This is a genomic window from Marinobacter salicampi (genome assembly GCF_011074795.1).
Taxonomy (GTDB): Bacteria; Pseudomonadota; Gammaproteobacteria; order Pseudomonadales; family Oleiphilaceae; genus Marinobacter; species Marinobacter salicampi.
In genome coordinates, this window is record NZ_JAAMPF010000014.1 from 39,007 (window position 1) to 58,772 (window position 19,766).

General features: G+C 56.9%; 21 protein-coding genes. 17 read left to right on the forward strand and 4 right to left on the reverse strand.

Going from position 1 to position 19,766, the window contains the following annotated elements:
• Positions 1-118 precede the first annotated feature (118 nt).
• From G7W63_RS07120 to infA, 9 genes are all read left to right on the forward strand, one after another.
• Positions 119-691 (forward strand): PilZ domain-containing protein, encoded by a 573-nt coding sequence (locus G7W63_RS07120; protein WP_166255345.1) that lies wholly within the window; start codon positions 119-121, stop codon positions 689-691.
• Positions 692-833: 142 nt separating this feature from the next.
• The gene (locus tag G7W63_RS07125) at positions 834-1,175 is read left to right on the forward strand and encodes a hypothetical protein (RefSeq protein ID WP_166255348.1); all 342 of its coding nucleotides are present in this window, start codon (positions 834-836) and stop codon (positions 1,173-1,175) included.
• Between the two features lie 45 nt (positions 1,176-1,220).
• Positions 1,221-2,255, forward strand: a complete 1,035-nt coding sequence (locus G7W63_RS07130) for an agmatine deiminase family protein (RefSeq protein WP_166255724.1) — start codon at positions 1,221-1,223, stop codon at positions 2,253-2,255.
• On the forward strand, positions 2,252-3,190 hold the full coding sequence (locus tag G7W63_RS07135; RefSeq protein WP_242634345.1) for a carbon-nitrogen hydrolase: 939 nt from the start codon (positions 2,252-2,254) through the stop codon (positions 3,188-3,190). Before G7W63_RS07130 ends, G7W63_RS07135 begins: the two co-directional genes overlap by 4 nt.
• A 17-nt stretch (positions 3,191-3,207) precedes the next feature.
• A complete protein-coding gene (locus G7W63_RS07140) occupies positions 3,208-4,119 on the forward strand; it encodes an AAA family ATPase (RefSeq protein ID WP_166255351.1) in 912 nt (303 codons plus the stop codon).
• A gap of 195 nt (positions 4,120-4,314) precedes the next feature.
• The gene (trxB, locus tag G7W63_RS07145; protein WP_166255354.1) at positions 4,315-5,268 is read left to right on the forward strand and encodes a thioredoxin-disulfide reductase; all 954 of its coding nucleotides are present in this window, start codon (positions 4,315-4,317) and stop codon (positions 5,266-5,268) included.
• 18 nt (positions 5,269-5,286) lie between these two features.
• Entirely contained in the window at positions 5,287-6,000 is a 714-nt protein-coding gene (gene aat, locus G7W63_RS07150) for a leucyl/phenylalanyl-tRNA--protein transferase (protein WP_166255357.1), read from the forward strand.
• A 66-nt stretch (positions 6,001-6,066) separates the two neighbouring features.
• The gene (locus G7W63_RS07155; RefSeq protein ID WP_166255360.1) at positions 6,067-6,795 is read left to right on the forward strand and encodes an arginyltransferase; all 729 of its coding nucleotides are present in this window, start codon (positions 6,067-6,069) and stop codon (positions 6,793-6,795) included.
• A 129-nt stretch (positions 6,796-6,924) separates the two neighbouring features.
• A complete protein-coding gene (gene infA, locus G7W63_RS07160) occupies positions 6,925-7,143 on the forward strand; it encodes a translation initiation factor IF-1 (RefSeq protein ID WP_166255363.1) in 219 nt (72 codons plus the stop codon).
• Between the two features lie 77 nt (positions 7,144-7,220).
• On the opposite strand, the gene clpA is transcribed toward infA, so the two are convergent.
• Both clpA and clpS read right to left on the reverse strand, forming a co-directional pair.
• Complete coding sequence (gene clpA / locus G7W63_RS07165; protein WP_166255366.1) at positions 7,221-9,491, reverse strand: ATP-dependent Clp protease ATP-binding subunit ClpA; 2,271 nt, start codon at positions 9,489-9,491, stop codon at positions 7,221-7,223.
• 18 nt (positions 9,492-9,509) lie between these two features.
• Positions 9,510-9,869 (reverse strand): ATP-dependent Clp protease adapter ClpS, encoded by a 360-nt coding sequence (gene clpS / locus G7W63_RS07170; protein ID WP_166255730.1) that lies wholly within the window; start codon positions 9,867-9,869, stop codon positions 9,510-9,512.
• 371 nt (positions 9,870-10,240) lie between these two features.
• Between clpS and cspD the strand changes: the two genes are divergently transcribed.
• Positions 10,241-10,537 carry a cold shock domain-containing protein CspD gene (gene cspD / locus G7W63_RS20115; RefSeq protein WP_166255369.1) on the forward strand — a complete coding sequence of 99 codons (297 nt, stop codon included), beginning with the start codon at positions 10,241-10,243 and terminating at the stop codon, positions 10,535-10,537.
• Positions 10,538-10,660: 123 nt separating this feature from the next.
• Here the strand turns inward: cspD and icd are convergent, their stop codons facing one another.
• Positions 10,661-11,923, reverse strand: a complete 1,263-nt coding sequence (gene icd, locus G7W63_RS07180; RefSeq protein WP_166255372.1) for an NADP-dependent isocitrate dehydrogenase — start codon at positions 11,921-11,923, stop codon at positions 10,661-10,663.
• 230 nt (positions 11,924-12,153) lie between these two features.
• On the opposite strand from icd, the gene G7W63_RS07185 reads away from it, so the two are divergent.
• From G7W63_RS07185 to G7W63_RS07215, 7 genes are all read left to right on the forward strand, one after another.
• Positions 12,154-12,738 (forward strand): pseudouridine synthase, encoded by a 585-nt coding sequence (locus G7W63_RS07185; protein WP_166255375.1) that lies wholly within the window; start codon positions 12,154-12,156, stop codon positions 12,736-12,738.
• On the forward strand, positions 12,735-13,178 hold the full coding sequence (locus G7W63_RS07190; protein ID WP_166255378.1) for an NUDIX hydrolase: 444 nt from the start codon (positions 12,735-12,737) through the stop codon (positions 13,176-13,178). Before G7W63_RS07185 ends, G7W63_RS07190 begins: the two co-directional genes overlap by 4 nt.
• Positions 13,179-13,313: 135 nt before the next feature.
• Positions 13,314-14,504, forward strand: coding sequence for a tRNA 2-thiouridine(34) synthase MnmA (gene mnmA / locus G7W63_RS07195; RefSeq protein WP_166255381.1), 1,191 nt, complete (start codon positions 13,314-13,316; stop codon positions 14,502-14,504).
• On the forward strand, positions 14,501-15,154 hold the full coding sequence (gene hflD / locus G7W63_RS07200) for a high frequency lysogenization protein HflD (protein ID WP_166255384.1): 654 nt from the start codon (positions 14,501-14,503) through the stop codon (positions 15,152-15,154). Before mnmA ends, hflD begins: the two co-directional genes overlap by 4 nt.
• A 61-nt stretch (positions 15,155-15,215) precedes the next feature.
• Positions 15,216-16,583 (forward strand): adenylosuccinate lyase, encoded by a 1,368-nt coding sequence (gene purB / locus G7W63_RS07205; protein ID WP_166255387.1) that lies wholly within the window; start codon positions 15,216-15,218, stop codon positions 16,581-16,583.
• Positions 16,584-16,586: 3 nt separating this feature from the next.
• A complete protein-coding gene (locus G7W63_RS07210) occupies positions 16,587-17,738 on the forward strand; it encodes a cupin domain-containing protein (protein WP_166255390.1) in 1,152 nt (383 codons plus the stop codon).
• A 49-nt stretch (positions 17,739-17,787) separates the two neighbouring features.
• Complete coding sequence (locus tag G7W63_RS07215) at positions 17,788-18,756, forward strand: GNAT family N-acetyltransferase (RefSeq protein ID WP_166255393.1); 969 nt, start codon at positions 17,788-17,790, stop codon at positions 18,754-18,756.
• On the opposite strand, the gene G7W63_RS07220 is transcribed toward G7W63_RS07215, so the two are convergent.
• Positions 18,745-19,755: a LysR family transcriptional regulator gene (locus G7W63_RS07220; protein ID WP_166255396.1), complete on the reverse strand. Its 1,011-nt coding sequence runs from the start codon at positions 19,753-19,755 to the stop codon at positions 18,745-18,747. The genes G7W63_RS07215 and G7W63_RS07220 overlap by 12 nt on opposite strands.
• Positions 19,756-19,766 lie beyond the last annotated feature (11 nt).

Here is a 19,766-nt window from a genome sequence, read left to right on the forward strand (position 1 = left end):
GGAAGCTGTTAAACTTGTATTCCAGAACTACTATCCTCGTGCCGGTGGCGTTTGACACCGGTTGTACCAATTCAGGGCCTTCAACTGAAGCGTCCGGAAAAGCCCTTGAGAGGCCCCAATGGGTGCAGATTTATCGACCGACCGCCGGGATTACTTTCGCATTCAGGACTGTATTGGCCTTGAATACATCAAGCTTCCCAACGATCAGGATGATGCCACCATACCGTTTGGAGAAGACCGCCTGGCTGGCCTCCGTGACGAGCTGAAAAGAATTGACCTGGATGTCCGCAATCAGCTGGCCAGCCTTGCCGACAAGGATCGCCTGCTTAGCAATCTGCTCAAGTCACTCAACCACAAGGTCGACGCGTTGGCGCGCATTATGGCCTTTGAGCAAAATCCGTTGCAACAGCAAGACTGGCAACGGGTGACCCTGAGCGAGGGCGGTGTCGCCTTTGACGTCTCCGCTGGCGCCCTCGCGGTCGGTGATCTGGTTGCCCTGAGAATGACATTGCCCCCTGAACTTTACCGGCCCGAGGCGGTTGCCCAAGTAGTCGACGTGGCTCCTGAAGATACAGGAACCACGAGGGTTCACACTGAGTTTACCCGCCTTTATGACAGCGACCGTCAACAGATAGCAAAGCACATCATGCGCTGGCAAATCCGGGCCCGACAACAAAATGAAACCGAGTAAAGCCACTTGAACGTGGAGCCGGGACGCTACTTTCTCTAAGATTGAATGCTGAAATTAAGCTTTATACACGTCTGCCCGGGTCACTGGCGCCTCTGTCGGTTTCCAGGACGGTTTATTGTGAAGATGTCAGGAGTTCTTCCAGATGAGATCATTGATCAGAATTAGCCTGAAAACAGCCTCGCTCATCGTATTGTTGGGGCCGGCCATGCCGGCGATCACACTGGCTGACCAGACAGTTATTCCGGTCATGAGCCAGGCTGGTGAGAGAGACAGTCGCCAATTGCCCAATCATGGTCAGAGCCAGGACACGGTCCGCCAGAGTTTCGGCGCGCCTGAGGCTAAAGAAGGACCGGTGGGGGAACCCCCGATCAGCCAGTGGATCTATCCCGACTTTGTCGTGTACTTTGAGGCCAACAAAGTCATTCATGCGGTTTTGAACCCGACCGATAAGGGCCCCGGGCTTGCCCTGGCTCCGAACACCTGATGGCCATTCTGGAAAGGTAACTGCAATTTGAGCACAACACGTCTTATGCCGGCTGAATGGGCGCCCCAGAGCGCCGTCATGCTGACCTGGCCGCACCGTGGCACTGACTGGAGTGAGGTCCTCGCTGAGGTGGAGCCGGTCTTCATGGCCATCGCCCAGGCCGTTTTGCGCTTTGAGCATGTGCTGATCAGCTGCGAGGATCCGCAACGCGTCCTGCAGCTGCAGACCACCCTTGACCAGTACTCTGCCGATCATTCCCTGCCCGGACGGGCACGGGTGGTAGCTGCGCCTGCCGATGACACCTGGGCTCGCGATCATGGCCCCCTTGCCGTTCTCAGCGACCAGGGTCAGGAGCTGCTGGATTTCCGCTTCAATGCCTGGGGCGGCAAGTTTCCCCATGAAAAAGATGATGTACTGAACCGGCTGCTTTCCGAGCAGGGCTGTTTCGGTGACACTCCTTTTGTGCCGGTAGAGTTCGTGCTTGAGGGAGGCTCGGTAGAGTCGGATGGCGCAGGCACCCTGCTTGTTACCAGCGAATGCTTGCTTACCCCTAGCCGGAACCCTAATTTCGACCGTGCCGGAATTGAACAATTGTTGTCCGAAACCCTGGGTGTGGACCGGGTACTATGGCTGAACCATGGTTACCTGGCCGGCGATGATACCGATAGCCATATTGATACCCTGGCCCGCTTCTGTGCCCGGGACCACATCTGCTATGTCCGCTGTGATGATCCTGAAGACGAGCATTACGGCGCTCTCTCTGCGATGGAGGATGAGCTGGGCCAGTTCCGCCGGGCTGATGGGTCGCCCTACCGGCTGACCCCGCTGCCCTGGCCCGAGCCAGTCTTTAACAGTGAAGGCGAACGGCTGCCGGCCACTTACGCCAATTTCCTGATCATCAACAATGCCGTACTGTTACCGGTTTACGATGTCCCTCAGGATGAGGCTGCGGTGGCTGCCCTGGCCAGAATCTTTCCGGAACGGGAAATCGTGCCCATACCCTGCCGGGCCTTGGTCGCCCAGCACGGCAGCCTTCACTGCGTCACCATGCAGCTTCCCGCAGGAGTCGTTCAGCTATGACCCAGGCCACGATGCCCCAGACGTCGAGAACCCCCGATCTCAGAATCGCTGCCATCCAGCAGGCATGCAGCAGCGACAAGCAGACCAGTCTTGCCACCACCGAGCGTCTGGTGCGTTTTGCGGCCTCTGACGGTGCCGAGCTGGTGGTTCTGCAGGAGCTGCACGCAACCCTGTACTTCTGCCAGACCGAAGACGTTGATATTTTTGAACTGGCAGAGCCTATCCCCGGCCCTACCAGTGACCGCCTGGGTGCCCTGGCTGCGGAACTCGGCATTGTGTTGGTGGGCTCTATTTTCGAGCGCCGCATGAATGGCGTCTACCACAATACCGCCGTGGTATTTGAGAGGGACGGAAGCATCGCAGGCACCTACCGCAAGATGCATATCCCCGACGACCCAGGCTTTTATGAAAAATTCTATTTTACCCCTGGCGATGCGGTACGAAATGATGGCCGGAGTGGCTTCACGCCTATCGATACGTCGGTCGGACGCCTGGGTGTTCTGGTGTGCTGGGACCAGTGGTATCCTGAAGCCGCACGATTAATGGCCCTGGCCGGCGCCGAGGTGCTGATCTATCCCACTGCCATTGGCTGGGATGTCACGGATGACCCGGCCGAGCGCGAACGGCAGCTCGAGGCCTGGGTGACCGTCCAGCGAGGTCATGCCGTCGCTAACAACCTCCCGGTAGTCGCCCCCAATCGCATCGGCACCGAACCCGATCCGACAGGTCAGGGTGATGGCATTCTTTTCTGGGGTAACAGCTTTATCTGCGGACCTCAGGGCGAGTTTCTTGCAAGAGCCGACGATCACAGTGAATCTGTTCTGAGCGCCACCCTGGACCGTGCCAGAAGCGAAGCCATACGGAGAATCTGGCCCCACTTCAGGGACCGCCGCATTGACGCGTTCGGAGATCTTGTCCGACGGGTGCGGGACTAGGCAGGACCTATCGCAGTATGAAAAAACTGACCGACGCGACCGTCGCGCAACTGAACGGCATACTTCTCGGTAAAGACCAGCAGGTGAGGCTTTCTCTGTGCAGCTTACTCGCACAGGGCCATCTTCTGATCGAAGACATACCGGGAATGGGCAAGACCACCCTTTGTCATGCCCTTGCCAGGACACTGGGTCTTAGCTACCAGAGAATCCAGTTTACCAATGACCTGCTGCCAGCGGATGTGTTGGGCTTCTCCCTGTATGACAAGCAGGCCGGCCAACTGATCTTTCACCAGGGGCCGATCTTCGCGCAGATCGTGCTTGCCGACGAGATCAACCGGGCCTCGCCCCGGACCCAGAGCGCGCTGCTCGAAGCTATGGAGGAGCGCCAGGTTTCCATTGAGGGCCAGACCCGGCCGCTGCCCCATCCATTTTTTGTCATTGCGACCCAGAACCCGCTGGAACAGGGCGGCACCTATCCCTTGCCCGAGTCCCAGCTTGACCGGTTCCTGATGCGCCTGCGTCTGGGCTACCCTGATCCAAAAGCAGAGCGAGCGCTGCTGGAGGGCGAAGACCGCCGACAGCTGACCGAGCAGATGCAGCCGACCCTGAGTCATGAGGAGCTGCTGGCGCTTCAGGATGGCGCCAGGCAGGTATCGACCAGTCCCGCACTGCTTGATTATGTCCAGAGGTTGCTGGAGCAAAGCCGACGCATGCCAGGGCTGGTCTATGGCCTGTCGCCCAGGGCCGGGCTGGGTCTTGTTCGTGCGGCACGGGCCTGGGCACTGATGGCGGGTCGGCAGCACGTACTACCCGATGACGTGCAGGCTGTCTTTCCCTCGGTGGCCGAACATCGCCTGGAACAGGGCGAGCCGGGCAAAAGCGCGGAAAGAATTCGCCAGTTGCTGGCATCCGTTCCGGTTATCCAGTAGCCCTGTTATTCAATAAATAGGGCTTTTTAATAGATACTATTAGCCCAAATGAATGGTAACCGTCAGCGGCCATGTTAGGCTTCGCTGCCACATCAGCGGACACGAAGATTACTGCGCCCTGGCGCATCCCGTATCGACCAGATCGTATACCCATCAAGCCCGTTCAGCCCGTTAAGCCCGTTAAGAGAGAACGACATGACCCAGACCAAGCATTCACCCCTCATCATCCTCGGCTCTGGCCCTGCCGGTTATACTGCAGCGGTTTATGCAGCGCGGGCGAATCTCAAACCGACACTGATCACCGGTATCGAAGTGGGCGGCCAGCTTACCACAACCACAGACGTGGATAACTGGCCCGGCGATGACAACGGCGTCCAGGGTCCTGAACTGATGCAGCGCATGCTCCGGCACGCGGAGCGGTTTGAGACCAGCATTGTCTACGACACCATCAATGAAGCTGACCTGAACGACCGGCCCTACCGATTGAAGGGCGACAGCGGCGAATATACCTGCGATGCCTTGATCATCGCCACGGGCGCCTCGGCCATGTACCTGGGACTGGAATCAGAGGAGAAATTCAAGGGCCAGGGTGTTTCCGCCTGCGCGACCTGCGATGGGTTCTTCTACAAAAAGCAGAAGGTTGCCGTCATCGGCGGTGGTAATACAGCAGTTGAGGAAGCACTTTATCTTTCTAACATAGCCGATGAGGTTACCCTGGTGCATCGCCGGGATACCCTGCGGGCAGAGAAGATTCTCCAGGACAAGCTGTTCGAAAAAGCAGAGCACGGCAATGTGAACCTGGTGTGGGACCATACCCTCGATGAAGTCCTCGGAGATGGCACCGGCGTCACCGGCATCCGTATCCGCAGCACCAAAGACGACACTACCCGGGATCTCCAACTAGCAGGGGTCTTCATCGCGATTGGACATCGGCCCAACACCGAGCTTTTCCAGGGCCAACTGGACATGGAGAACGGCTACCTGAAAATCCGTGCCGGCCTTGAAGGCATGGCAACGCAAACCAGTGTGCCGGGGGTATTCGCCGCTGGTGACGTGGCGGACCACGTCTACCGGCAGGCAGTCACATCCGCGGGTTTTGGTTGCATGGCGGCCCTGGATGCCGAGAAGTTTCTCGATCAGTATAGCTAAACCAGGCAGACTGGTCCCATGACCTCCTTGCCCTGGCTAGACCCGTACGAGCTCTGGTTCCCGCCGCCGGAGCAATCGCTTGACGAACCGGACGGGCTTCTGGCGCTAGGGGGAGACCTCTCCCCCGACCGGCTACTGCTGGCTTATCGAAGTGGCATATTCCCGTGGTTTACTGACGATCAGCCCATACTCTGGTGGTCTCCCGACCCCCGCTGCGTGCTGTTCCCGCAGGACATCCACATTTCCAGGAGCCTCAGGCGGACACTGAACAAATACCCCTTCACTGTGTCAGCGGACCAGGATTTTTCCGGGGTGATTAACCGTTGCGCTGACCTGCGATCGGAGGGCACCTGGATCACCCGGGACATGAAAGACGCCTACACCCGATTGCATGAACTGGGGTTTGCCCATTCTTTTGAAGCGCGTAATCGCGCTGGAGAACTGGTGGGGGGACTTTATGGTGTTGCGCTGGGTCGATGTTTCTTTGGCGAATCCATGTTTTCTGTGGAAACCGACGCCTCGAAGGTTCTGATGGTCTATCTTGCCAACCAGTTGGAGGCGTGGGGTTTCCATATGATGGATTGTCAGGTTGAAAGCCGGCACCTGCTGACAATGGGCGCCCGTACCATTCCCCGCGCTGAGTTTTTATCTATAATTGAAAAACAGGTGACCGAAAAACCCATCCAAGCGTCGTGGAATTTCCGCTGGCAGTGGCCTGGTGACAGATCTTGAGCGGAACTTCCCGGTTCCTGAGCCTGGATATATGCCCACCCTCCATAGCAATGCGAGGCATGGTCGATGAGTAGCCTTAAAACGCTCGTTTTCTTCGCAACTCCTGCCCATGAGTGCAGCTATCTGGACGACCGGGAGGCTACCACCATGTTTGTGGACCCCCGGGCCAACGTCGATAAAAAACTCTACAGTCAACTGACCGCACTCGGTTTTCGAAGAAGCGGATCACATTACTACCGGCCTCACTGTGAACAGTGCAATGCCTGTGTCCCGGTAAGGCTGGACGCCCGTGAATTTCGGCCTGACCGGTCCCAGAAGCGGGTAATCAAGCGCAACGCAGACCTGTCGTTTAACCTGGTGCCCGCCCGGTTTTCCGAGGGCTACTATGCCCTTTACGCCCGATATATTGAGGAACGTCACTTCGATGGTGACATGTACCCGCCCACGCGGGAACAGTTTGCGTCGTTTCTGGTAGACGGTGCCACAGAGAGCTATTTCCTAGAAATGCGAAAAGGAGAGCTGTTGGTAGGTCTGGCTGTTATAGACGCCCTGGACGATGGCTTATCCGCCATCTATACGATTTTCGAACCCGAAGAAAACAGCCGCAGCCTCGGCACCCTGGCGGTACTTTGGCAGATAGAAGAGGCCGTGCGACGGAACCTTCCCTATGTCTATCTGGGTTACTGGATAAAGGAATGCCGAAAGATGAGTTACAAGACCCGGTTTCGTCCTATTGAGGCCCTGCTGGATGGGCGCTGGCAGAGCCTGCCGGATGACGGGGCCGAGCCCGCATAAGCACATCCCACTGGTCATTGGCGCCTATCAGTTTTGCCAAACGGGCGTTATTCAGGCAGAATTGCGCATTTATTATAATGTATCCTTTTCACAGCCGCACAACACGATCACAAACGAGGTTTTTACTGAATGGCGAAATCAGATGCTATAGAAATGGAGGGTGTCATTCTTGATACTCTGCCAAACACCATGTTCCGGGTCGAGCTGAGCAATGGCCACGTGGTGACTGCACACATTTCTGGCAAGATGCGCAAAAACTACATCCGAATTCTGACCGGAGACAAGGTCAAAGTAGAGCTGACCCCCTACGATTTGTCAAAAGGTCGCATTGTCTACCGCGCCCGTTAAACGTCGGGTTCTACGGAACAAAAAAACCACGACCGAAGTCGTGGTTTTTTAATGGTTTCTATCCGAAGCTTAAGGCATCAGACCGCTTCTGCAGCTTCGCTCTCATATTCGAAAGTCAGCTCATCTCCTTCCAGCCCGATATAAACGTCACCACCCTTCTCAGCCAGGGAACCAAACAGGATCTGCTCGGCCAGGGGCCGCTTGATCTTGTCCTGGATCAGGCGAGCCATGGGGCGGGCACCCATGGTGACGTCATAACCCTTCTCTGCAAGCCATAGCTTCGCGGCTTCGTCCACATGCAGTGCAACATGCTTCTCATCAAGCTGCGCCTGCAACTCGGTGAGGAACTTGTCCACCACATAGGTGATGGTTTCTTTCTGCAAGTCGGCAAACTGGATGATGCCATCCAGACGGTTCCTGAATTCCGGCGTGAAGGTCTTGGTAATGACTTCCATACCGTCCGTGCTGTGGTCCTGCTTGCTGAACCCGATGGAACGACGGGCCATGTTTTCGGCACCGGCGTTTGTGGTCATGACCAGAATAACGTGGCGGAAATCGGCCTTACGGCCATTATTATCCGTCAGGGTGCCATGATCCATCACTTGCAACAGCAGGTTGAAGACCTCCGGGTGGGCCTTTTCGATCTCGTCGAGCAGCAACACACAGTGGGGATTCTTGTTGACGGATTCCGTCAACAGACCACCCTGATCGAAGCCCACGTAGCCTGGGGGTGCACCGATCAGTCGTGAAACCGTATGGCGCTCCATATACTCAGACATGTCAAACCTCAGCAGCTCGATGCCCAGAACCTTGGCCAGCTGACGGGTAACCTCGGTCTTGCCCACCCCGGTGGGGCCGGCAAACAGGAAGGCACCTTCTGGTTTCTCCGGCGCCTTCAAGCCGGCGCGGGCCAGTTTGATCGACGTGGACAGCGACTCAATGGCGCGATCCTGGCCGAATACAACCATCTTCAGGTCACGCTCCAGGTTGCGCAGAAGATCCTTGTCGCTGCTGGACACATTCTTCGGCGGAATCCGCGCGATGGTGGCAACCACATCCTCAATGGCCGAAACACCGACCACTTTTTTACGCTTGGCAGCCGGCATCAGCCGCTGCCGGGCGCCGGCTTCATCGATAACGTCAATGGCCTTGTCAGGCAGATGCCGGTCGGTGATGTACCGGGCCGCCAACTCAGCCGCTACCCTGAGCGCCTTGTCGGTGTACTTGAGATCGTGATGTTTCTCGAAGTGCGGCTTCAGCCCTTTGAGGATCTGATACGTATCCTCGACACTGGGCTCGTTCACGTCAATCTTCTGGAAACGACGGGCCAGGGCCGCATCCTTTTCAAAGATGCCCCGGAACTCAGAGAAAGTGGTGGAGCCGATACACCGGATCTCACCGGAACTCAACATGGGCTTGAGAAGGTTGGAGGCATCCATTACGCCGCCGGATGCGGAACCCGCGCCGATAATGGTGTGAATTTCGTCGATGAACAGGATGGCGTGCTTCTCTTTTTTAAGATCCGCCAGCAGCCCCTTCAGACGTTTTTCAAAGTCACCCCTGTATTTGGTCCCAGCCAGCAACGCCCCCAGGTCCAGTGAATACACCACCGCATCGGCGATAATCTCCGGAACCTGCTGGTCGACGATGCGTTTGGCCAGGCCCTCGGCGATAGCCGTCTTGCCTACACCGGCCTCACCGACGAGCAACGGATTGTTCTTGCGACGGCGTACGAGAATCTGCACGACCCGTTCAACTTCATGTTCGCGACCGATCAACGGGTCGATGCGACCCTGCCGGGCCTGCTCGTTCAGGTTGCTCGCGTAATTTTCCAGTGGTTTGGTGGCGCCATTTTCTTCACCGGCTTCCTCATGGGATGCCTGGTCCGGTCCTTCCTGGTCCTCGGCGCCCTGCACCCGGGAAATGCCATGAGAAACAAAGTTCACCACATCAATACGGGCAATGTTCTGCTTTTTCAGCACATAAACCGCCTGGCTTTCCTGCTCGCTGAAAATCGCAACCAGAACATTGGCGCCGGTGACTTCTTTCTTGCCCGACGACTGAACATGGAAAACAGCCCTCTGCAGCACGCGCTGAAAACCGAGTGTCGGCTGTGTCTCACGCTCACTGTCGCTGCTTGGGATCAGCGGGGTTGTGGAATCCACGAATTCAACAAGCTCTTCCTGCAACCGCTGCAGGTCGGCGCCACAGGCTTTCAATACGCCCAGAGCGGAGTCATTGTCCAGCAATGCCAGCAAAAGATGCTCCACGGTCATAAACTCATGACGTTTGTCGCGGGCATTTTTAAAGGCGGTGTTCAGGGTAATTTCAAGATCTTTGCTAAGCATGTGCCACCCCAAGGTTTATCAGTCCGCACGTTCAATCTCGCAAAGCAGCGGGTGATCACACTCCGAAGAGTATTGGTTCACCTGTGCCGCCTTCGTTTCCGCGATGTCGCGGGTATACACCCCACATACGGCTTTTCCCTGCGTATGGACGAGCAGCATTACCTGCGTCGCCTTCTCTTCATTCATTCCGAAAAAGGTCATCAGGACTTCGACCACGAAGTCCATCGGTGTGTAATCGTCATTCAGCAGCATGACTCTGAACCGCGCGGGACGCTTCAGGGCCGGCTTTGCAGGAGCAACCGAAAGATCATCCCGGCGCCCTGGCTCTTCACTGCCCCCATGATTTAATACTAGTAGAGAATCCTGGATAGTCCGCATCATTCTTGCCGAATTTCGGTGCCTGTTAATAAGATGGTTGCGGGCGTGCCCGATTTCAAGGACACCCGTTTGTTGACCTACATCATAACGATTCCAGGTCAGGCCAGACTAGCGTCAATAGAGGCTTGACTCCGGTTGAATATTGGTCAAAAGTAGTAACTGCAATGTGAAATTTTGTAAATTTGTGTGTTGTGATGGATTTTTGCTTCCATATGTGCATATGGAGCATAGCGCAGTCATCAGCCGGAAACGTTGAACTCTCAGATTCTGGAATGAGGGTCTACTATCTCCGGTCAAGACAGGTACCGATTTACGTCTTTCACCAATAATAAAACCAAAACTTAGGTAATGACTTGGACAAGGAGTTCAATATGCCAAACGGCAAGGTAAAGTGGTTCAACAATGCCAAGGGTTACGGCTTCATTATCGAAGAAGGATGCAGCGACGACCTGTTCGCACACTTTTCATCGATACAGATGGATGGCTACAAAACGTTAAAGGCGGGCCAGGCGGTCACCTTTGACAAGAAGCCCAGCGACAAGGGTGTTCACGCAGTCAACATCGCCCCGGCCGATCAGCCCGCTAAAAAGCAGGAGGCCCAGCCCTCTGAACAGCAGCGAGCCGAAGTAGCAGACTATACGCTCCACAAGCGTGCTGCAAACGGTTAACAATTCTTGCGCACGACCAGTCGCGTATGAACTGAAAGGTTGTGAGCTGCGGAGTCTATCCAGCAACGCTGGGAGGGCGCCGCAGCCACTAACTCTATCTGGTTTTGCAGTGCACCCGCCCGCCTATGTTCCCATCTTATTGATTACTGCGTCCCCGAACTCGGAGCACTTCAATAATTTGGCGTCCGGCATCAGACGTTCGAAATCGTAGGTTACAATTTTTGCTGCGATGGCACCCTCCATTCCACTGATCACCAGATCTGCCGCCTCGGTCCAGCCAATGTGGCGCAACATCATGTCTGCAGAAAGAATCAGTGATCCCGGATTGACCTTATCCTGGCCTGCGTACTTCGGCGCTGTCCCGTGGGTGGCCTCAAAGTTGGCAACGCATCCGCCCATGTTCGCCCCTGGCGCAATGCCGATGCCCCCTACTTCCGCTGCAAGGGCGTCGGAAATATAATCGCCATTCAGGTTCAGAGTGGCAACGACACTGTATTCGTCAGGCCGCATCAGAATCTGCTGGAGAAACGCATCGGCAATCACATCTTTAATGATTATGTCACGGCCCGTGCGCGGATTTTTCATGACCTGCCAGGGCCCGCCCTCAAAAGGCTCGGCACCATATCGCTCTATTGCCAGTTCATAGCCCCAGTTCTTGAACGCGCCTTCGGTGAATTTCATGATATTGCCCTTGTGGACCAGAGTGACCGAGGGTTTGTCGTTCTCGATGGCGTATTCGATGGCTTTGCGAACCAGGCGCTGGCTCCCCTCTTTCGAGACGGGCTTGATTCCGATACCGCAGACATCCGGGAAACGGATATTGGTGACACCCATTTCCTCCCTGAGGAACCGGATCAGCTTGCGAGACTCCTCTGAATCTGCCTGCCACTCTATGCCGGCATAGATGTCTTCGGAATTCTCCCGGAAAATCACCATATTGGTGAGCTCCGGGTGACTTACCGGGCTGGGAACGCCTTTGAAATAACGGACCGGTCGGATACAGGCATAAAGATCCAGGCGCTGCCGCAAGGATACATTCAGGGAGCGAAAACCTTCTCCAACCGGTGTTGTCAGGGGACCTTTTATACTGACGGGGAATTCACGCATGGCTTCCAGGGTCTCTTCCGGCAGCCAGACATCAGGTCCGTAAATGCGTGTAGCTTTTTCACCGCAATAAACTTCCATCCAGGAAATCGAACGCTTGGAACCGTAAGCCTTGAGCACGGCGGCATTTACCACCTTCTGCATGACAGGCGTAATGTCGGCGCCAATGCCATCACCCTCGATAAAAGGAATAATGGGATGGTTGGGTACATTCAGGGAGAGGTCTGCGTTAACAGTAATTCTGTCCCCATCGGTGGGCACCAGTATTTTATCGAATCCCATACCTGTCTCCGTCCTGGTTGACTGTCTGCGAATTCTCCAATGTCAGGGTTGATTACTATCGATTACTACGGGTCAGCCACACCCTGAGGATGCCGGTTCTGGCGTATTCGGGGGCAGCGGTTCGGACCGAACTGGCCTTCCAATGCCCCCTGGAAGTGATCTTCAGTATAGTGAAGGAGCGGTATTTTTTGTAGCATAACCGCCTGATTCTCCGACGTTGGACTTTGCTAATGGCCAGACTGCTTCTTTTCAACAAGCCGTTCAACGTGCTGTGCCAGTTTACCGACCCCAAGGGTCGGGCCACTCTTGCGGATTTCATTTCCGCGCCCGGAATCTATCCCGCCGGCAGGCTCGACTTTGACTCCGAGGGCCTGTTGCTGCTGACCGATGACGGTCAACTTCAGCAGACAATCGCGTCGCCAAAACACAAGATGCCCAAGACCTACTGGGTCCAGGTTGAAGGAGAGCTGACCGGAGCCGCCTTGCAGCTGCTCAGTGCCGGTATCGAGCTGAAGGACGGCCGAACACGACCGGCGATCGCCAAGGCCATGGCGGCGCCTGATGTTTGGCCTCGGCAGCCTCCGATCCGGGAGCGCAAGGCCATACCTACCAGCTGGCTCAGTCTCACCATCACCGAAGGCAGAAACAGACAGGTTCGCAGGATGACCGCTGCAGCCGGTTTTCCTACCCTGCGGCTCATCCGTTACAGTGTGGGCAACTGGACCCTTGACGAACTGGCACCGGGGACTACTCGGACCCTTGCCATTCATATGCCCAACAGAACCAGGGCTCCAACACGAGGAAAAAGACCATGACCTGGACCCCGCACGCGACCGTTGCCGTTGTAGTTGAAGATGACCAGGGTCGTTTTCTAATGGTGGAAGAAATCAGCGGCGGGAAGATCGTATTCAATCAACCTGCAGGTCACGTGGAAAAAGACGAGCCCATTCTTGCGGCAGCCCGTAGAGAAGCTCTGGAGGAAACCGGCTGGCAGGTCGAGCCGGAGTATTTTCTCGGGCTCTACACCTTCACAGCGCCTGCCAACGGCGTTACCTATTATCGGCTCTGTTTCGCGGCCCGGGCGCTGGCCAGACAGTCGAGCGAGCTTGATTCCGACATTATTCGGGCCCACTGGCTCAGTCTTGAGGAGGTCCGTGAACGCGGCCCCAGCCTCCGCAGCCCCCTGGTTCTGAAATGTATAGAGGACTACCTGGAGGGGCGGCGGTACCCGCTGGATGTGATCGTCGAGGCGTGACCGGCGCACGCAAAGACGCACGGTCCCGGAAGGTGCTAGAATGCCACCTTTGACGTCGCCGGTTTGGATTCGTCAGGTTGGCAGGCGTTAGGACTCAGACCATCTCACTCAGGCATCCGCGATTCGGTTTTAATGATGACTAAACCCCACTCCCAGACCCGCGTTATTGTCGGCATGTCCGGCGGCGTCGATTCGTCCGTGGCAGCCTGGCTGCTGAAGTCCCAGGGCTATGCCGTTGAGGGCCTGTTTATGAAAAACTGGGATGAGGACGACGGCACGGAATACTGCACGGCCATGACGGATCTGGCGGACGCCCAGGCTGTTGCCGACCAGATGGGCATTACCCTGCACACCGCAAGCTTCGCAGCAGAGTACTGGGACCGCGTATTCGAGCACTTTCTTGCTGAATACCAGGCCGGGCGAACCCCAAACCCCGATATTCTCTGCAACAAGGAGGTCAAATTCCGGGCTTTCCTGGACTACGCGGTGACCCTTGGCGCTGACTTCATAGCAACCGGTCACTATGCCCGGCAGCGGCTGTGTGATGACGGCTCCGGCCGGGCGGAATTACTGAAAGGCCTGGATGCCAACAAGGATCAGAGCTACTTCCTCCACGCCGTGTCCGGCGATCGTATCGCCCGCACCCTCTTCCCGGTGGGTGAAATCGAGAAACCCGTGGTACGCCAGATTGCTGCCGAGCAGGGCTTTGTCACCCATGACAAGAAAGATTCCACGGGCATCTGTTTTATCGGCGAGCGCAAGTTTACCGATTTCCTGAAACAATACCTGCCAGCTCAGCCCGGCCCAATCGAAACCCCTGACGGGCAGCAGATTGGCCGCCATCAGGGCCTCATGTATCACACCATCGGTCAACGCCAGGGCCTGGGTATCGGAGGACTTAGCAGCTTTGGTGATGAGCCCTGGTACGTGGCAGAGAAAGATCTGTCGAGAAACGTGCTGATCGCTGTCCAGGGAAAACAGCACCCCTTGCTGTTCTCCCGGGGCCTGGTGACCGGGCCGGTGGATTGGGTGGCAGGGAGCGCCCCTGCAGAGAGTTTCCGTTGCATGGCCAAGACCCGTTATCGCCAACCAGACCAGCCCTGCACAGTGACCCTGCGCGAAAGCGGCGTCAAAGTGGTGTTCGATGACGCTCAGCGCGCGGTGACGCCGGGACAGTCTCTGGTCCTGTATTCAGGGGACGTCTGCCTCGGCGGCGGGGTGATTGAGAAGACCTGGCGCGATGGCGAGCACGAGCCAGCCAGAGACGCCACTGGCGCGGGACCATCGCTCCACTCCCCTTCCGCTCACACAGGCAGTTTCTCTTGAGTAAATCATTGCACGACCAGACCCTCGCCCTGGCCGGGGTTTTCCAGGCCGCGGCCCTTGTCCAGCAAGTGGCTCACCAGGGCCAGTGCGCAGAAGGCTCGCTGGAGGCAAGCCTCCGCTCCCTGTTCGCCACCGCTCCGGAATCGACGCTGGATGTTTACGGGGAGCTCAAGGATCTTCGTGAAGGCCTCTCTGCCCTGGTTAGCGTACTCACTGAGCAGAGCCACCGGCAGGATGTTGATATATTGCGTTATGGGCTGAACCTGATTCAGCTGGAAGCTAGGCTCAACAAAAGAAGGGACATGCTCGAGGTGTTGTCAGACCGGATCGAGCAGGCCCGGCACACGGCCCGTCATTTCGGGTATACCCATCACAACCTGGTGGCGAACCTGGCGTCCATTTACACCGATACCATCAGTACCTTCAGATTACGGATTCAGGTTACCGGGGATCCGAAGCAGCTTCAGGTAGAGGACAATGCCGCCCGGGTACGGGCGCTATTGCTGGCGGGGATTCGCTCAGCTGTTCTCTGGCGCCAGACCGGCGGACGGCGCTGGCATCTGGTGTTTTACCGCAGCCGGATAATAGCCAAGGCCCGTGAACTGGCGGAACAGGCAAACCGCTCCGTTTACGACGGACCAACGGACTGAAACCGGCGCCCAGCTTGTGTATCATACCGACCCCACCCGTTTATGATTTGAGAGGTTTTCGATGGAACTCACTGCACTGACCGCCATTTCCCCGGTCGACGGTCGTTATGGCGATAAGGTCCGCGTATTTCGCGAGATATTCAGTGAATATGGGTTGATCAGGAACCGGGTGACGGTGGAAGTACGCTGGCTTCAGAAGCTCGCCAGCCACCCGGGTATTGCCGAAGTGCCGGCATTTTCCGACCAGGCTAACGGGGCTCTTGATAAGGTGGTATCGGAGTTCAGTCTGGCAGACGCCGAAAGCATCAAAACCATCGAGCGGACCACTAATCACGATGTCAAGGCGGTCGAGTACTTTCTCAAAGACCGCATAGCCGATGTGCCTGAGCTTCATGCTGTTACCGAGTTTGTTCACTTTGCCTGCACATCGGAAGACATCAACAACCTCTCCCACGCTCTGATGCTGCGCGAAGGCCTCGACCACGGCCTGCTGCCGGCGATGGAAAAGGTTGTTGAGCAATTGACACACTTGGCCCATACCCATGCCGATCAGCCCATGCTTTCCCGTACCCATGGCCAGACGGCGTCTCCAACCACCGTGGGCAAGGAAATGGCCAATGTGGTCCACCGTCTGCGCCGTCAGCTTCACCAAATCCGCCAGGTTGAGCTGCTGGGCAAGATCAACGGTGCTGTGGGTAACTACAATGCTCATATCTCGGCCTACAGCAACGTTGACTGGGCAGTTAACGCCAGGGAGTTTGTGGAAGGACTTGGCCTTAGCTGGAACCCTTACACCACTCAAATTGAGCCCCACGATTATATTGCGGAGCTTTACGACGCCATCGCCCGTTTCAATACCATCCTGATCGACCTGGATCGCGACATCTGGGGCTACATATCACTGGGATACTTCAAGCAGAAGACCGTAGAGGGTGAAGTCGGCTCGTCGACCATGCCCCACAAGGTTAACCCCATCGACTTCGAGAATTCAGAAGGCAACCTGGGCATCGCCAATGCCCTGTTCAGCCATCTGTCCGCCAAACTGCCAATCTCCCGGTGGCAGCGAGACTTGACGGATTCCACCGTGCTGCGAAACCTTGGGGTTGGCTTTGCCCACAGCCTGATCGCCTATGAAGCGACACTCAAGGGTCTGGGCAAGCTCGAATTGAACGCTGCCCGCCTGGATGCGGACCTGGACCAGGCCTGGGAAGTTCTCGCCGAGCCCATCCAGACTGTCATGCGTCGCTATAACATTGAAAAGCCCTATGAAAAACTGAAAGAACTTACCCGGGGCAAGGCCATGACGCCGGAGCTTATCCGCTCCTTCGTAAATTCTCTCGAGATTCCGGAATCAGCCAAGGCCGAGCTTATGAATCTCACTCCGGGCCGCTATATCGGTGATGCAGCGGACCAGGCCCGGGCGATCTAAGTCATGAGACTTCCTGGCGGTTTCCCGGCTGATGAATTCCTGGCGCACTACTGGCAGAAAAAGCCCCTTGTCATCCGTCAGGCCTTTCCGGGGTTCCAGAGCCCGGTCAGTGCCGACGAACTGGCGGGGCTCGCCTGCGAGGACACTGTCGAGTCACGCATCGTCATTGAAAACGATAATGGCAGCCCATGGCAGCTGAAGAATGGCCCCTTTCCAGCCGAACAGTTCGAGCAACTGCCAGAAACACACTGGACCCTGCTGGTACAGGGCCTGGACCATTGGGTGCCTGCCGCCGCCGATCTGCTTGAACATTTCCGGTTTATTCCCAACTGGCGGCTTGATGATGTTATGGCCAGCTATGCGCCCCCCGGAGGCAGCGTCGGCCCCCACTATGATCAGTATGATGTGTTCCTGCTGCAGGCCGAAGGGCACCGGCAGTGGTCATTTGGCGGCCAGTGCGATGAAGCGTCTGCCCGTGTTGAAGGCACGCCGCTGCGCATACTGAAAGGCTGGCAAGGGTCACAAACCGTGACCCTTGCTCCCGGGGACATGCTTTACCTGCCTCCGTCCATCGGCCACCACGGCGTTGCGCTGGATGACTGCATTACGTTATCCGTGGGCTTCAGAGCCCCAACGGTCGATGACGTACTGACCGGGTTCTCGGATTTCCTGTGCCTGCAACCGGGTGCCAATGCTCACCTGGGGGACCCGGATCTCAAACTCCCTGATAATCCCGGCGCCATTCCGCCAGACGCCATTGCCCGGCTGCAGGAAGTCATTACCAGTCGGCTCGGTGATACTCGCCAACTCACCCTATGGTTCGGTCAGTTTGCCACTGCGCCCAAGAACACTGATGTCATCGTGCCAGCCGATACCCAGGTCACACCCACTGGCCTGATGCAGCTTATGGGAGAAGGAGGCGATCTGCGCTGGAACGAGGGTTCGCGCTTCGCTTATCATGAGTTTGATGACAGTACAGCGCTGTTCGTGGATGGTGAGCAATTCATCCTGAGAGGAGATGCCCGCGCCCTGGCGCCGGTACTGTGCCGGTCCAATGTGTTGTCCGGTCCGGATATTGCCCGTCTGGCAGAGGACGCCGCGCTGGCGGAACTGCTCTGCAAGCTGGTCAATCTCGGTCATCTCTACTTTGAATGACCCGAGCCCCAGGCGCACCGGAACCGGACCACTGAAGGAATGAAACCCCATGAGCCTTCGATTTCGCAAGTACAGCTGGCAACTGGCACCCCAGGCTATCAAGGAGATCCGGGCCGCCGTTTTTATTGATGAGCAGCGGGTTCCGCCGGACCTTGAGTGGGATGACACTGATGAGATTGCGGATCATTTTCTGGCTCTGGACGCCAACAATACGCCGGTAGCGGTGGCACGGCTTTATCCGTCGGTCACCGATACCATCCGGATTGGCCGTATGGCGGTCCTGAAGCCATACCGGGGCCTGGGCTACGGCCAAGAGCTACTTCGGCATCTGATAGCTGAGGCTTCCGCTGACTTCGATGAGATATGCCTGTCTGCCCAGGTTGCGGCTATCCCCTTCTACCAGCGTGCGGGCTTCCATGTCTGCTCTGCCCCTTACGACGATGCTGGCATAGAGCATGTGGATATGCGGTGTCTTGGTCCCGGACTGCTGGTCAACCAGTGGGACAGCGACCGGACACGACCCCTCCTGTTAGGCGAGGATGATCAGGCCTGGCTGTTCGAGCACGAAGACAACTTGCGGATGCTGATCGATTCGCTTGCAGGCCAGGCCCAGCAGCGTTTATGGATTTATGACCGGCACCTCGATCACGAGCTATACGGCCAGATCAGGCTCAGGGAGATGATTTCTGCGCTGGCACGCCGGCATCGGCTCAGCGAAGTCCGCATCCTCATACACGACGACAAGCCCCTAGTAAAGAAGCGCCATCTGCTGGTGGAACTGATGCGGCGGCTGCCCAGCAAGATTGAGCTAAGACTGGTTCACAGCGATTATCCCGCCGAGGAACACCCGTTTATGCTGGCGGACCGGGAGGGCCTGATTTACCGACACCGATTCGACAAACCTGAAGGCCTGGCCAAATTTGCCGACCGGGGCCACGTCAAGCGCCTCAATGATGTCTTCCAGCGCATGTGGGATACCGCCCGCCCGTCCCGGGAACTACGGGATTTACCGCTCTGAACTGCTGAGAACCTGCGCCTCGGAAGCTTCGAACTGTGCCCCGAAAGGCGCAAACTCTGTGTCTACTTCCTCTGCTACTTCCACAATCAGGCGCCGCAGCCACTGATGATCCGAGTTGTGCTGCAAAAGCGGGCTCCAGGCCATCTTGAGTTCGAATGGCGGAATGTCAAAAGGTGGCACCTTAACCACCAGCCCGGGGTTGTCCTTCTGGAGCCAGGCTGCCCGGCTGGGCAGGGTGGCGATCAGGTCATGCTGCTCCGCCAACAGCATGGCGACCTGGTAATGCCTCGTGAAGACGGATATCTGACGCTTGCGGCCCATTCTGGACAGAGCTTCGTCAACCCACCCCAGCCGCTGCACATCTTTAGGATTTACCCCCACCCCTACCCCGAATCCTGTCTTGCTGACCCATATATGACTGGCGTCCAGGTAGGTATCCAGGGTGAAGGGCTGCCGCAATATGGGATTGCGTGCATTCATCAGGCAGGCGAAGTACTCGGTCCACAGAGTCTTCTGGTGGAACGACTGGGGTATCTTGTCGAAGCGGTTGATGGCCATATCAAGGCGGCCCTGCTCGACGTCCAGAAAACTCACATCGCTGGGCGTCAGCACATCCAGGGTGACGTGGGGCGCTTCCTGTCGAATACGCCTGAGTACACGGGGCATAAGGCAGGACTCTGCATAGTCACTGGCCATAATGCGGAACACCCGCTGACTCTCAAACGCTGAGAAAGGGGTCTTTTCCTGAACCGCCTGCTCAATACTCGAAAGAATACTGCGTACCAGTGGCTGTAATTCCGACGCCCGCTCGGTCGGCGTCATCCCCTCGCTGGTGCGGACCAGGAGCGGGTCGCCAAAGAGGTTCCTGAGCCGTCGCAGGCCGTTACTCATAGCAGGCTGGGTAATACCCAGGTGAGTGGCGGCCTTGGTTACGTTCTTTTCCCGCAAGAGAACGTCGAGATAGACCAGCAGATTGAGGTCAACCCGGGAAATATCCATTCGCTTCTACC

Coding starts and splice junctions, on each gene's coding strand:
- G7W63_RS07120 (WP_166255345.1), top strand. CDS start 119: ATGGGTGCAGATTTATCGACCGACCGCCGGGATTACTTTCGCATTCAG.
- G7W63_RS07125 (WP_166255348.1), top strand. CDS start 834: ATGAGATCATTGATCAGAATTAGCCTGAAAACAGCCTCGCTCATCGTA.
- G7W63_RS07130 (WP_166255724.1), top strand. CDS start 1,221: ATGCCGGCTGAATGGGCGCCCCAGAGCGCCGTCATGCTGACCTGGCCG.
- G7W63_RS07135 (WP_242634345.1), top strand. CDS start 2,252: ATGACCCAGGCCACGATGCCCCAGACGTCGAGAACCCCCGATCTCAGA.
- G7W63_RS07140 (WP_166255351.1), top strand. CDS start 3,208: ATGAAAAAACTGACCGACGCGACCGTCGCGCAACTGAACGGCATACTT.
- trxB (WP_166255354.1), top strand. CDS start 4,315: ATGACCCAGACCAAGCATTCACCCCTCATCATCCTCGGCTCTGGCCCT.
- aat (WP_166255357.1), top strand. CDS start 5,287: ATGACCTCCTTGCCCTGGCTAGACCCGTACGAGCTCTGGTTCCCGCCG.
- G7W63_RS07155 (WP_166255360.1), top strand. CDS start 6,067: ATGAGTAGCCTTAAAACGCTCGTTTTCTTCGCAACTCCTGCCCATGAG.
- infA (WP_166255363.1), top strand. CDS start 6,925: ATGGCGAAATCAGATGCTATAGAAATGGAGGGTGTCATTCTTGATACT.
- clpA (WP_166255366.1), bottom strand. CDS start 9,491: ATGCTTAGCAAAGATCTTGAAATTACCCTGAACACCGCCTTTAAAAAT.
- clpS (WP_166255730.1), bottom strand. CDS start 9,869: ATGCGGACTATCCAGGATTCTCTACTAGTATTAAATCATGGGGGCAGT.
- cspD (WP_166255369.1), top strand. CDS start 10,241: ATGCCAAACGGCAAGGTAAAGTGGTTCAACAATGCCAAGGGTTACGGC.
- icd (WP_166255372.1), bottom strand. CDS start 11,923: ATGGGATTCGATAAAATACTGGTGCCCACCGATGGGGACAGAATTACT.
- G7W63_RS07185 (WP_166255375.1), top strand. CDS start 12,154: ATGGCCAGACTGCTTCTTTTCAACAAGCCGTTCAACGTGCTGTGCCAG.
- G7W63_RS07190 (WP_166255378.1), top strand. CDS start 12,735: ATGACCTGGACCCCGCACGCGACCGTTGCCGTTGTAGTTGAAGATGAC.
- mnmA (WP_166255381.1), top strand. CDS start 13,314: ATGACTAAACCCCACTCCCAGACCCGCGTTATTGTCGGCATGTCCGGC.
- purB (WP_166255387.1), top strand. CDS start 15,216: ATGGAACTCACTGCACTGACCGCCATTTCCCCGGTCGACGGTCGTTAT.
- G7W63_RS07210 (WP_166255390.1), top strand. CDS start 16,587: ATGAGACTTCCTGGCGGTTTCCCGGCTGATGAATTCCTGGCGCACTAC.
- G7W63_RS07215 (WP_166255393.1), top strand. CDS start 17,788: ATGAGCCTTCGATTTCGCAAGTACAGCTGGCAACTGGCACCCCAGGCT.
- G7W63_RS07220 (WP_166255396.1), bottom strand. CDS start 19,755: ATGGATATTTCCCGGGTTGACCTCAATCTGCTGGTCTATCTCGACGTT.